This window comes from Terracoccus sp. 273MFTsu3.1 (assembly GCF_000383675.1).
Classification (GTDB): domain Bacteria; phylum Actinomycetota; class Actinomycetes; order Actinomycetales; family Dermatophilaceae; genus Terrabacter.
On sequence record NZ_KB911820.1, the window covers coordinates 807,756 to 820,005 of the forward strand.

Annotated in this window: 13 protein-coding genes; 7 read left to right on the forward strand and 6 right to left on the reverse strand. The window is 72.9% G+C overall.

The window, feature by feature from the left end:
- Position 1: 1 nt before the first annotated feature.
- The 4 genes from H283_RS0103730 to H283_RS0103745 all read left to right on the forward strand — a co-directional run bounded on the left by H283_RS0103730 (position 2) and on the right by H283_RS0103745 (position 4,106).
- Positions 2–598 carry a histidine phosphatase family protein gene (locus tag H283_RS0103730; RefSeq protein ID WP_020142180.1) on the forward strand — a complete coding sequence of 199 codons (597 nt, stop codon included), beginning with the start codon at positions 2–4 and terminating at the stop codon, positions 596–598.
- Complete coding sequence (mptB, locus tag H283_RS0103735) at positions 591–2,144, forward strand: polyprenol phosphomannose-dependent alpha 1,6 mannosyltransferase MptB (RefSeq protein WP_020142181.1); 1,554 nt, start codon at positions 591–593, stop codon at positions 2,142–2,144. The genes H283_RS0103730 and mptB overlap by 8 nt, the downstream gene beginning before the upstream one ends.
- 126 nt (positions 2,145–2,270) lie before the next feature.
- Positions 2,271–2,804 (forward strand): hypothetical protein, encoded by a 534-nt coding sequence (locus H283_RS0103740; RefSeq protein ID WP_020142182.1) that lies wholly within the window; start codon positions 2,271–2,273, stop codon positions 2,802–2,804.
- 87 nt (positions 2,805–2,891) lie between these two features.
- Complete coding sequence (locus H283_RS0103745) at positions 2,892–4,106, forward strand: pyridoxal phosphate-dependent aminotransferase (protein ID WP_028785311.1); 1,215 nt, start codon at positions 2,892–2,894, stop codon at positions 4,104–4,106.
- A gap of 10 nt (positions 4,107–4,116) precedes the next feature.
- Here the strand turns inward: H283_RS0103745 and H283_RS0103750 are convergent, their stop codons facing one another.
- Entirely contained in the window at positions 4,117–4,398 is a 282-nt protein-coding gene (locus H283_RS0103750) for a hypothetical protein (protein WP_020142184.1), read from the reverse strand.
- A 15-nt stretch (positions 4,399–4,413) separates the two neighbouring features.
- Between H283_RS0103750 and H283_RS0103755 the strand changes: the two genes are divergently transcribed.
- Positions 4,414–4,863 (forward strand): DUF732 domain-containing protein, encoded by a 450-nt coding sequence (locus tag H283_RS0103755; protein ID WP_020142185.1) that lies wholly within the window; start codon positions 4,414–4,416, stop codon positions 4,861–4,863.
- 40 nt (positions 4,864–4,903) lie between these two features.
- Here the strand turns inward: H283_RS0103755 and H283_RS0103760 are convergent, their stop codons facing one another.
- The gene (locus tag H283_RS0103760) at positions 4,904–6,433 is read right to left on the reverse strand and encodes a hypothetical protein (RefSeq protein WP_020665704.1); all 1,530 of its coding nucleotides are present in this window, start codon (positions 6,431–6,433) and stop codon (positions 4,904–4,906) included.
- Between the two features lie 185 nt (positions 6,434–6,618).
- Here H283_RS0103760 and H283_RS0103765 point away from each other — a divergent pair, with 185 nt between their 5' ends.
- Positions 6,619–7,608 carry an LLM class flavin-dependent oxidoreductase gene (locus tag H283_RS0103765; RefSeq protein WP_020142186.1) on the forward strand — a complete coding sequence of 330 codons (990 nt, stop codon included), beginning with the start codon at positions 6,619–6,621 and terminating at the stop codon, positions 7,606–7,608.
- 49 nt (positions 7,609–7,657) lie between these two features.
- Positions 7,658–8,098 carry an OsmC family protein gene (locus H283_RS0103770; RefSeq protein WP_020142187.1) on the forward strand — a complete coding sequence of 147 codons (441 nt, stop codon included), beginning with the start codon at positions 7,658–7,660 and terminating at the stop codon, positions 8,096–8,098.
- A gap of 33 nt (positions 8,099–8,131) precedes the next feature.
- Here the strand turns inward: H283_RS0103770 and H283_RS0103775 are convergent, their stop codons facing one another.
- The 4 genes from H283_RS0103775 to H283_RS0103790 form a co-directional block, all read right to left on the reverse strand.
- Positions 8,132–9,055, reverse strand: coding sequence for a helix-turn-helix transcriptional regulator (locus tag H283_RS0103775; protein WP_020142188.1), 924 nt, complete (start codon positions 9,053–9,055; stop codon positions 8,132–8,134).
- 68 nt (positions 9,056–9,123) lie between these two features.
- On the reverse strand, positions 9,124–10,497 hold the full coding sequence (locus H283_RS27090) for a L,D-transpeptidase family protein (protein ID WP_156022944.1): 1,374 nt from the start codon (positions 10,495–10,497) through the stop codon (positions 9,124–9,126).
- Positions 10,498–10,680: 183 nt separating this feature from the next.
- Entirely contained in the window at positions 10,681–11,505 is an 825-nt protein-coding gene (locus H283_RS0103785; protein WP_020142189.1) for a thioesterase family protein, read from the reverse strand.
- Positions 11,506–11,535: 30 nt separating this feature from the next.
- Positions 11,536–12,246 (reverse strand): TetR/AcrR family transcriptional regulator, encoded by a 711-nt coding sequence (locus H283_RS0103790; RefSeq protein ID WP_020142190.1) that lies wholly within the window; start codon positions 12,244–12,246, stop codon positions 11,536–11,538.
- Positions 12,247–12,250 lie beyond the last annotated feature (4 nt).

The window sequence follows — 12,250 nt, forward strand, 5'->3', positions numbered from 1 at the left end:
CGTGCGGCTCTACCTCGTGCGGCACGGGCAGACCCACGCCAACGTCGCCCGTCAGCTCGACACGGCCGTCCCCGGCCTCGACCTCACCGACGAGGGGCGGGCGCAGGCACAGGCCCTCGCCGACCGTCTCGGCGGCGAGGACCTCGGCGCGATCTACACCTCCGACCTCGTGCGCACCCAGCAGACCGCGGCACCGCTCGCCGGGATGCTCGGTCTCGAGATGGTCGTCCTGCCCGGGCTGCGCGAGATCCAGGCCGGCGACTACGAGATGTCGACCGAGTGGCAGCCCTACATCGACGCGGTCATCCGCTGGCGCGACGAGCCCGACCACGCGATCCCCGGCGGCGACAGCGGTGCCGGCTTCATGGAGCGCTACGACGCGGCGATCGCCCGGATCGCCTCCGACGGCCACGAGTCCGCCCTGGCCGTCAGCCACGGGGCCGCCATGCGGGTGTGGTGCTCGGCCTCGCTCAGCCTGCCGGCCGACTTCTTCGACGACCGGCGGCTCGACAACGCCCACGTCGTGACGATGGAGGGCGACCCCGAGGCCGGGTGGCGCCTGCTCGCGTGGGGTGACGAACCGGTCACGCATGGCTGACGCCCGGCCCGCCGGCCCGTGGCGCTGGGCCGGTGCCGTCGCCGGCGTCGTGCTCGCGGCCGCCTCGTGGGGCTCGGGTGCCCTGCCGCGGCTCAACACCGGGGTGCTCTGGCCTGGCGTCGCCTGGTGGACGCCCAAGGGTGGCTCACCCCTGCTCGCCACCGTCGCGGTGCTGGCGATGGGCCTGCTCGTCCTCGCGTGGTGGCGCCTGCGTGACGCCGACGTGTCCGTGCGCTGGTGGTGGGTGACGATCGCGCTGTGGTTCGCGCCGCTCGTGGCCGCAATGCCGCTCTACAGCCGCGACCTCTACTCCTACGCCGCCCAGGGCCTGCTCTGGGACCAGGGCCTCAGCCCCTACGACCACGTCGTCCGTGAGCTCGACTCGCCGTGGCGCGACTCGACGGCGCCGACGTGGCTCGACAGCCCGACGCCCTACGGGCCCGTCTGGCTGCTCCTCGCCCGGGCCGTCGCGTCGGTCTCGGGCGAGCTGTGGGTCGCGCTCCTGCTCCTCCGCCTCCTCGCCGTGGCCGGCGTCGTCGTCATGGCGTGGGCGGTGCCCGACGTCGCCCGTCGGATCGGCTGGTCGCCGGTCCTGGCGCTCTGGCTCGGCGTCGCGGTGCCGCTCGTCGGTGCGCACTTCGTCGGGGGAGCCCACAACGACGCCCTCATGGTGGCCGCGGCGCTGGGTGGGCTGGCCCTGGCGCTGCGCGGGCGGTTCATCCTCGCCTGCGTCGTCGTCGCGCTCGGGGCCATGGTCAAGGTCACGGCCGTCATCGCGCTGCCGTTCGTCGTCATCCTCTGGGCCCGCCACATCGCGGCCGCACACCCCCCGAGGACGGAGGGGACGGCATACGCCCGCTGGGGTGACGTCGTGCGCGCGGGCGCGCTGACCGTGCTGTGCTCGGGCGTCCCCATGGTGCTCGGCGGCGTCGTGACCGGGCTCGGGTTCTCGTGGCTCAACCCGACGGGGACCCCGGGCAAGAACGAGCAGTGGACGTCGCTGCCGACGTCGATCGGGATCACCGTCGGTGCCGTCGGGCACCTGCTCGGCCACGACGAGTGGCGCGACACGGGCATCGCGACCGCGCGGGCCCTGGGACTCGTCGTGCTGGCCCTGCTACTCGCGCTCGTCTGGCTCGCGGCGCTCAAGCCGGCGGACACCAGCGGCCTCGCTGCGGAGGATGCCGCGGCCGAGCCGCTCCTGCGACCGGTGCGCGGGGTCGCCTGGGCCATGCTCGCCGTCGTCGTGCTCGCCCCGGTCTTCCTCGGGTGGTACTACCTCTGGGCGCTCCCGTTCTTCGCGGTGTCGCTCGGCGCCCTCTGGCAGGCGCGGCTCGAACGACCCCTCGCCGTCGTCGCGACCGTCGTGTGCTTCGCGACGCTGCCCGAGGGCTACAGCCTCGGTCTCACGACGACGGCCGTCGGGGTCCCGGTCGCGCTCGTCGTCCTCGTGCTGCTGCTGCGGCGCGGGCTGCGCACCGCCCGCCGCACCGACTGGCGGCACCTGCTCGACCTCGACGTCCCGCTCCTTCGCCGTTCGCGGTGACCTCGGCACCGGGGCCCGGTGTCGCGGGTGCCGCGATCCCCGTGGACGGCACGCTGCCGGGTCACGGATCGGCGACAGTTGCCGGCGTCCCCGACGGCACGGGGCCCGGTGCCGGACACTGTCCCGGTGAGTGACTCCGGCTTCGTCGACGAGGCCCCCCTCGGCTCCCCGGACGGTGCCTCCGACCGCCCTGCGCGGCCCCGGTCCGCACGGAGCCGACGGCGTCCCGGCCCGGCGGCCATCGTCCTCGTCGTGCTCCTCGTCGGCCTCGTGGCCTTCGGCGGCTGGGCCTGGTCGAGCCGCGTCCACGCCGACGACGTCGCCGCCTACGAGTCGCTCGCGCGCGAGGTCGACGTGCTCGACCGCTCCATGGTCCCGCTCGGGCACAGCGAGCTCCCACCGTGCCGCGAGGGGGTGGACGGGCGCATCACCCGCACCTACCCGCCCTCGACCGGGCCGCAGGCCGCCGAGCTCGTCGGTTACCTCGAGCAGTCGGGCTGGACCGTCCGGCCGGCCGCCCCGCCGGGCTTCGCCCACCTGACGCGCACCGCGTCGGGGCACGTGCTCACCATCGACGTGGTCGCGGCGAGCGAGTCCTCGCTCGTCGAGTCGCTCACCGCGACGAGCCCCGCCGGTGGCTTCGGCTGCCTCCTGCGCTGACCGCCACACCGATGCGTGATCCACCGCACGGGCCACATGGTGGGAATGACGCGGTCCACGGCACACGGCGGTGGGACGCTGGTCCACATGCGCGCGGTGACCCAGAGCAAGAAGCTGCAGAACGTCTGTTACGAGATCCGTGGTCCCGTGCTGGCCGAGGCCAAGCGGCTCGAGGACGAGGGGCACCGCATCCTCAAGCTCAACATCGGCAACCCCGCGCCATTCGGCTTCGAGGCGCCGGAGGACATCCTCGTCGACGTCATCCAGGAGCTGCCGACCGCGCAGGGCTACAGCGACAGCAAGGGCATCCTGTCGGCCCGGCGCGCCGTCAAGCAGCACTACGAGGTCCGCGACTTCCCGCCCGTCGGTGTCGAGGACATCTACCTCGGCAACGGGGTCAGCGAGCTCATCGTCATGGCGATGCAGGGCCTGCTCGACAACGGCGACGAGGTGCTCATCCCGGCCCCCGACTACCCCCTGTGGACCGCGGCCGCGAGCCTCGCCGGCGGCAACGCCGTCCACTACGTCTGCGACGAGCAGGCCGGCTGGGCGCCCGACCTCGACGACATCCGCAGCAAGATCACCGACCGCACGCGGGCCATCGTCGTCATCAACCCGAACAACCCGACGGGTGCCGTCTACCCGCGCGAGGTCCTCGAGGCCATCGCGCAGGTCGCCCGCGAGCACGAGCTGATCATCATGGCCGACGAGATCTACGACAAGATCCTCTACGACGGCGCGACGCACACCTCGATCGCGGCCCTGGCTCCCGACCTGCTCTGCCTGACCTTCAACGGCCTGTCCAAGGCCTACCGGGTGGCCGGTTTCCGCTCCGGCTGGCTCGTCATCTCCGGACCCAAGGAGCATGCGCGCAACTACCTCGAGGGCCTCGACATCCTCGCCAACATGCGTCTGTGCGCCAACGTCCCGGCGCAGCACGCGATCCAGGTGGCGCTCGGCGGCTACCAGTCGATCAACGAGCTGATCCTGCCCGGCGGCCGCCTGCTCGAGCAGCGCAACGTCGCCTGGGAGATGCTCAACCAGATCCCGGGCGTGTCGGTGACCAAGCCCGAGGGGGCGCTCTACCTCTTCCCACGGCTCGACCCGAGGGTCCACGACATCCGTGACGACGAGCGCTTCGCCCTCGACCTGCTGCGCGACCAGAAGATGCTCATCGTGCACGGCACGGGCTTCAACTGGGCGACACCCGACCACTTCCGGCTCGTCTTCCTGCCGCGCGTCGAGGACCTCGAGGACGCCGTCGGACGCCTCGAGAAGTTCCTCTCGACCTACTCCCAGTAGGCCGTTCGGGTCAGCGCGAGGTGGCCCACCACTTGAGGAGCAGTCCGAGCACGATGCCCCACACGACGGTGAGCAGCAGGCTGATGCCGGCGGCCAGCAGCGCGGGTCGGCGTCCGCCCGGCTCGCGGCGCACGAGGCTGATCCCGGCAAGCGCCAGACCGAGCAGCTGCGGCAGGAAGACGAACCCGAAGACGACCGCCGACAGCGACGCCACGACCGCACCCCGGGCGATCGGCGCCCCGGCGGCCAGTCTCGCGGACGCGGCGTCGCGGGGACGATCAGGCTCGCTCACGCGTTCAGGGTAACGATGAACACGAAGACACCGGCGCACGCTCCGCGACCGTATGCCGTCCGCCCGGCTCTGCGCGGGGCGCTCGCTGCCGGGGTCGGCCTCGTCGTCGTCCTGTCCATCGCCGCTTGTGGCGGGTCGGACCCGACCCTCGGTGACCTGCCGGCGGGAGTGGCGGACGCCCGGCCGAGCATCTCGGCGGAGGAAGCGCAGTTCGTCCTCGCCGCGCAGCAGCTCGGGGCGTCGGTGACGGGCGCCACGGTCGACGACGACATCGAGACCGGGACGACGACGTGCTGGGCCCTGAAGAACGGCGGCGTCGAGCTGGCCCAGATCGCGGTCGACGACGAGGACAAGCCGCTCGGCAACACCGGGGACGCGCTGCGCACGAAGCAGCTGATGGCCGCCGGCGTGCAGGCGTTCTGCCCCGACTACGACGACCAGGTCTCCCAGCTCGACCTGCCCTGACGGCGGTCGCGAGCACGCTCTCGGGGCCGGCCCCGGGTCGTCAGATCCAGCCGGGCGGGGCCGGCACGACGATGCCGACGATGCCGGGCAGGCTCCCGGCCCGACCCAGGTCGACGACCGGGCCCGACGTGGACCGCGCCGCGATCTCGCGGCACTCGATGCCGATGCACCAGCGCGGCACGCGACCGTCCTGCTCGACCCGGACGGCCATGAAGAGGGTGCTCGCCATGAGCCGGCCCGAGCGGGTGTCCTTGAGAGCGGGGTCCTGGTAGACGACGACGGTCGGCGGGGCGGTCCCGGTCGGGTGCGCCGTCGCGGCCTCGGCGAGCGCGGCATACTGCCGGCGCGTGTCCTGGTGCGTGCCGATGTCGGCTCGCCACGCGAGGACCCCGCACGCAGCGAGCACCGCGAGCAGCGCCGTCGCGACGCGGGCGGTCGGCGTCACGCCGGGCTGAGGCGTGGGCGCTCGCCCGACGTGCACCCCCGCGACCGCGCCGCGGTCGACGAGGAGCAGGGCGACGGCCACCACCGCCGCGAGCCACGTCCACAGCTGGCCACGGGCCTCGGTGACGAGGCCCGTCGCGAGGGTCTGAGCAGCGTCAATGCCGCACGCGACGGCGAGGGCGAGGAGGAGACGCTGCAGCCGGGGTCGCACGACCGCGTCCCTCCAGCCGAGGGCCACGGCGGCGATCGCCACGACTGCGACCCACCACTGCGCAGCCCAGAGCGAGCCCGCGGCCGACAGCCACCGACGAGCGTTGACGCCGAGGGCGTCGAGCGAGGTCAACGGGTTGGCCTGGCGCCAGCCGGCGACCTCGATGCCGAAGTGCCCGTTGACGACCCAGTTGAGCGAGTAGGCCACCGCGACACCAGCGGCGAATCCGGCGGCCCAGCCGACGACGACGAGAAGCACCCTGCGCCACGGGGCCTCCCGCAGCGACACGACGGCCAGGACGAGCAGCACGAGGGCGATCGGTGGGTAGGTGAGCACGGAGGCGATGCCGCTGAGGACGAGCCAGGCCACCAGCCACCGCCCCGAGCGAGCGGCTCCGGGCAGGAGCCAGACCGCGCCGGCGGCCACGAGGGCCGACGGCGTCAACGCCCCGGGCCAGTAGAGCAGCTGGACCCAGACCGGCGAGGCGAAGAGCGCCGCGCCGAGGAGCGCGTCGGTGACGGGCCGGGGACGCACCCCGGTCCGGTGGAGCACCCGCCAGATGCCCGCCACGAGGAGCGCGTACGCGGCGGCATACGTCAGGGCGGCGGTCGTGACGGTGCCGTGCTGTCCGACCAGCCACCACCAGCCGGAGTTGAGCCACCGCCCCTCGCTCACGTTGTAGTACGACGGTGGCACCGCCCCCGGCGAGCCCTCGGGCAGCAGGAACGCCCAGTCGTCCTGGCGGATGAAGGGAGTCACCGCCTGAGCGACTCCCTCGGTCACGACGAACGCGGCGGCGATGACGGCGGCGACGCGCAGGCGCACGCCGACCCGCGGCGTGACGCCGGGCAGGCGCACACCTCGGCGTTCGGACGCGGGGGCGAGGGTCTCGGTCGACATGGTGGTGGCGCTCACGGGGTCGGGACGACACGGACCTGCCGTCCGTGTCGGTGAACCATAGGTACCCAAAGTGCGCCTCCACCGCATCCGGTGCCCGCCTCTCAGACGTGCGCAGGGGCTCGTCCGGACCGTGGGTCCCCGGAATACGGGGCCCCGGCCTGCCCGTTGGCACCCACGTGAGTCCTGCCCCGAGAGCCCAGTTGAACATCCTCGATCTCGTCCCCGTCCTCGACGGTGGCAGCGCCGGTGAGGCCATCGCCTCGACGGTCGACATCGCCCGGCACGCCGAGAAGTGGGGGTACCAGCGCTACTGGATGGCGGAGCACCACAACATGCGCGGCGTCGCGTCGAGCTCGACGGCCGTGCTCATCGGCCACGTCGCCGACCAGACCGAGACGATCCGCGTCGGCGCCGGCGGGATCATGCTGCCCAACCACGCACCGTACGTCGTCGCCGAGCAGTTCGGCACGCTCGCGACGATCCACCCGGGCCGCATCGACCTCGGGCTCGGCCGCGCCCCGGGCACCGACCCCTTCACGACCCGCGCCCTGCGCCGCAACGAGGCCGCCGCGATGAACTTCGCCGGCGAGGTCGAGGAGCTCATCGGCTACCTCGGCGACCCGGACCCCGACGCCAAGGTCCGTGCCATCCCCGGTGAAGGCACCCACGTGCCCATCTGGATCCTCGGGTCGAGCCACGGTGGCGCCCAGGTGGCGGCCGCCCTCGGCCTGCCCTACTCCTTCGCCTCGCACTTCGCGCCGGCCGCGCTGATGAGCGCTCTCGAGGTCTACCGCTCCCGGTTCACGCCGTCGACCGAGCCCGGCGGCCTCGACGCCCCCCGTTCGATGGCCGGCGTCAACGTCATGGTCGCCGACACGACGGCCGAGGCCGAGCGCCTCTTCACGAGCGTGCTCCAGCGCTTCCACGGCATCGTCACCGGCCGCCGGGCCGGGCTGCCCGAGCCGGAGGGCGACATCGCGAGCCTCATGGCGCAGTGGTCACCGGCGGAGCGCCAGGCGGTGAACGAGATGACCCGGGTCTCGCTCGTCGGCACACCCGCCGAGGTGCGTGACGGGCTCGCGGGCTTCGTCGAGGCCACGGGCGTCGACGAGGTCATCGTCACGTGCGGCGCCCACGACCACGAGGCACGGCTGCGCTCCTACGAGCTCCTCGCCGACGCCTGGCTCTGAGCTCCGGACGCGACGAGCCGCCACCCACGACCTCTGAGAGGCTGCACCCATGAGCGAGAGCACGACCGCAAGAGACCCCAAGGACCTGCGCCGCGTCACCCTGACCCGCGACAGCGTCGGCCGCTACACCGCCCGCAACGACCGCGGCGGCTCGATCACGCTGAGCTCCGGCACCGACGAGCTCTCGCCGGTCGAGCTGCTGCTCGCCGGCATCGCCGGCTGCACCGCGGTCGACGTCGACACCGTGACGACGCGGCGCGCCGAGCCCGAGCAGTTCGAGATCGAGGTGACGGCCGACAAGGTCAAGGACGAGCACGGCAACCACCTCCAGGACATCGAGGTGCGCTTCCGCGTGCGCTTCCCCGAGGGCGACGGCGGCGACGCGGCGCGCGAGATGCTGCCCAAGCTCGTCAAGCGCTCGCACGACGAGTGGTGCACCGTGAGCCGCACCGTCGAGCTCGGTCAGCAGGTCACGACCACCATCGAGTGACGAAGACCCGCCGTCCCCCGACGGCGTGGGCCGTCAGGCGTGGTGGGCGGCGTCGAGCCACTCGATGGGGTCGCCCCACCCGAGCCGGCTGACCCCGTGCCTGTCGAGCGCGCGCACCGCGAGGGTGCGCCGGTGCGCCGCGAACGTCAGGACGTGCGCGACCATCGCGCCGTAGGAGCAGACGTAGGGCGGGTCGCAGGACGCGTCGACGAAGACGTCGTCGAGCCGACCCCCTTCGATCGCCTCGCGCACGTGGCCGAGGAAGACGGGTGCGGCGTCGGCGAGACGACGGCGAGCCGACGTCAGCGACTCGTGCTCCTCGACGGAGAAGTCGTAGTCGCGGCTCGCCATCGTCGCGTTCCACATCGCCATCTGGCCCACGAGCCGGCTGATGATGCGACGCAGCGTGGACGGGTCGGGATCGTCGTCGACGTTGATGACGATCGGCTCGTCGAGCTGTTCGTCGGTGAGCTGGCCGGCGCACTCGATGAGCTGGCCGGTCAGCCAGATGTGGTGCTCGACCATCCTCTGCACGAGGTCCATGGCAGTGACCTTTCGCTGGGCCGGGAGGCGTATGCCGCCGGGCGGGTGGAAGTGGATGTCGTTGGCCGCCTCGAGACGGATCGTCCCCGGACGTCCGCGCCACGCGCTCGGCGTCGTGCCGTACGCGCGACGGAACGCCCGGGTGAACGCCTCGTGCGAGCCGTAGCCCGCCTCGACCGCGACGTCGAGGACGGAGAGGCGGCTGGCCGCGAGGCGGTAGGCGGAACGCTCGAGCAGCACCCTGCGGCGCAGGGAGCTCGGCGCCTCGCCTGCGCCCGCGCTGACGATGCGGTCGAGGTGGAACCGTGACAGGTGCAGCCGGCCCGCGATCTGCTCACCGGTCAGGTCGGGCTCGTCGAGGGTGTCGACGAGCACGTCCAGCCAGGCGCTGAAGGTGTCACGGGAGCCGGTCACGTCACGATCCTGCGCGCCTCGGCCCGGGCGTACTTGATCGGGTTTGCTCCGTCGGCGAGGCCGCCCGCTCAGGGGTAGACGACGACCTTGTCACCGATGCGCACCGCGAAGAAGAGCGCCTTGACCTGGGCGTGGTCGGCGATGTTGACGCAGCCGTGGCTCGCGCTCGCGTAGCCGAGGCGCGCGAAGTTGGACGAGTAGTGCACGGCCTGGCCGCCGGAGAAGAACATCGAGTAGGGCATCGGCGTGAAGTAGAGGTTGGAGATGACGTACTCGTACTTCCGGGAGACGCTGAAGGTGCCCTCGCGCGTCTCCTTGCCGGGCCGGCCGAAACGGGCCCACATCGACGTGAGCGGCTTGCCGTTCACGACCCACGTGAGGGTGCGGGTGGACTTGTCGACGCACATGACCCTGCCGGTGCGGCAGCGCTTGTCGAGCGAGGAGAGCGCGGGCACGAGCGGGCGCAGGCCCGCGTAGTAGCGGTGCTGGTCGAAGGTGCCGGGCGTGTAGGTGAGGGCCCGCAGGCGCGCCCACGTGCGGCTGTCGACGACACCTGACTGGGGCACGTCGTAGGCGCGCTGGAAGGCGAGCACCTTCTGGCCGAGCGTCCAGCCGTAGGTGCCGGAGAACGCATACGGCCACAGACCCTTGGCGCCGAGGCGCCGCTGGAGCTCGCGGACGTTGGCGGCGGGCGCCGTGGTGCCGAGCACCACCGGTGACGTCGTCATCGAGACCAGCCGGCTCCACGTGCGCTGGTCGAGCACGCCGGACTGGGGGAGGTTCTGGTCGCGCTGGAAGGTGAGCACCTTCTGGCCGAGGGTCCAGCCGTAGGTGCCGGACACGGCGTAGGACCAGTAGGAGGTCCTGACGGCACGCAGACGCGACTGGAGGTCCTTGACGGCGTAGCCGGTCGAGCCCTCCTTGAGACGGGTCGTGGTCGCGGTGAGGGCGACGAGCCGGCTCCACGTGCGCTGGTCGAGCACGCCGGACTGGGGGAGGTTCTGGTCGCGCTGGAAGGTGAGCACCTTCTGGCCGAGGGTCCAGCCGTAGGTGCCGGACACGGCGTACGTCCAGTAGGACGCCTTGACGAGGCGCAGGCGCACCTGGAGGTCCTTGACCTTCCAGCCGGAGCTGCCGGTCGGGATGACGACGGGGCTCGGCGCGGGCGGCGGCGGGGTCGTCGTCGTGGGGCTCGACGTCGTCGTGGTCGTCGTCGTGGGGGGCGTCGTCGTGGTGGTCGTGGTGGTGCCGGACGTCGAGGTCGTCGTCGCGTCGGCGACCGTGCTCCCGGCGGTCGAGCCGACCGAGCCCGTGGACGTCGAGGTGCCGGGCGGTGTCGGCGTGCCGGTGAGGTCGTCGGCACGGGCGGCCGGAGCCGTCACGGCGAGTGCGATGACCGCCAGCGTGGCAGCGACGCTGCCCACGGTGCGATTCCTGTCCATGCGGATGGTCCTCATGGTGTCCCCTGGTGTCCTGACCGCGCGACGGCGGGTGTGAGTCGGCGCGATCGCGCCCTTCATTGTGGCAGGCGAACCGGGCTTTGGCGCGGCGTGCCGACACCTCCCCAGACGCGTCGGCGCGCCGGAAGGTTGTCGCGGACCGGCGACCGGTCCGGAGGACGGGCGTCAGGCCCCCGGGAGGCGGCGGACCGTGAGGATCTGCTCGGCGCGACCGACCGGGCCGCGCACGTCGTGCAGCGTCGTCGACGTCAGCCCGAGGCCCGTGGGGCCCATCGTCACCCGGGTGTCGAATCCGACCCATCCACGGACCGGCTCGCGGAAGAGGTGCACGCTGAGGTCGACGTTGGGGAACATCCACTCCCGCGGCGAGACGCGCACGGCGATGCCGTTGGCGGTGTCGGCGAGGCGCACGAGATCGGCTGTGGGAGAGCAGGTCTCGCCGTCGACGAGCGGGTTGAGCGCACGGATCCAGGCCCGGGTGCGGCCCGGGCGACGCTCGGCGTCCACCCGGAACTCGAGGCCCTCGATGTAGCCGCCCTCCCACGTGTCGGCCCCCGCCCACGGCAGCATCTCGCCGGGTCCGGGGATCGGCTCCAGCTCGACGCCGGCCACGGGCTCGGAGTCGTGGGCGGCGAGTCTCCACGCGTGGGCGCGCACGACGGGACGGTCGTCGACGAGCAACGTCGCCTCGACGAGCTCGATGGTGCGACCGGGGCGGGTCGTGCGCACCTCGACCCGGCTCGGCCGCGCCGGGATCATGCCGAGGATGTCGAAGGAGATGCGCGCCAGCTGCATCCCCTCCCGTGGCTCGTGGAGGTCGATCTCGTGGGCGAGGATGCCGCTGACGGGAGCCATGTGCTGCTCGTCGTCGCGCCAGGCGCCCTGCACGTGCACGGTCGGGGCGTAGAGGCCACGATCCAGCCGGCGGTAGAAGGCCGGGGTGTCGCGGTCGAGCTCGAAGTTGGTGCTGTCGCGGGTCTCGCTGGTCACCCGCCCACCCTAGGTGTCGGTGGGTGCCGCTCAGACCGCGCCGTCGGAGAGACCGAGCCCGAGGTCGACCATGCGGACGAGACGCGGTGCGAGCTCGTCGACGGCGCCGGGCGGCAGGTCGCGCAGCGGGCCCTCGAGGGCGAGCATCGCCATGCCGTGGACGGCTGACCACGCGAGGAGCTCGGCACCGGGACGCTCGTCGTCGGACATGACGCCGGCGTCGACCATGGCGTCGAGCGAGTCGGCGAGCAGCTGGAAGGGGGTGCGGCCGGCGGCGCCGGCAGCGTCCGGGGAGGCGGCCCGGCTGAGGTCGACCGGTACGGCGAACGCCGCCCGGAACAGGCCCGGCTCGTCCATCGCGAAGCGCAGGTAGCCGACACCGACGGCACGGAAGCGGGCACGCGCCCGCTGGCCCGTCTCGAGGTCGTCGGGGACGGCGTCCATCGTGGCGCTGATGACGTCAGCGGCACGCGCCTGGGCGCGGGAGACGACCTCGCCCAACAGCGCGTCACGGTCGGCGAAGTGGCGGTAGGCCGCATTGGCCGAGACCCCCACGCGGCGCGTGGCCTCGCGCAGGACGACCTTGTCGGGCCCGCCCTCGCGGGCGAGGTCGGTGCCCGCCTCGAGCAGGGCGCGGCGCAGGTCACCGTGGTGGTACGTCGCCCGCGCGGGCGGGGTGCCCGACGGGTCGGGTGCCGTGCCGGGTGCCGGGTCGGCGTCGAAGGCGGCGGACGTGCTCACAGGC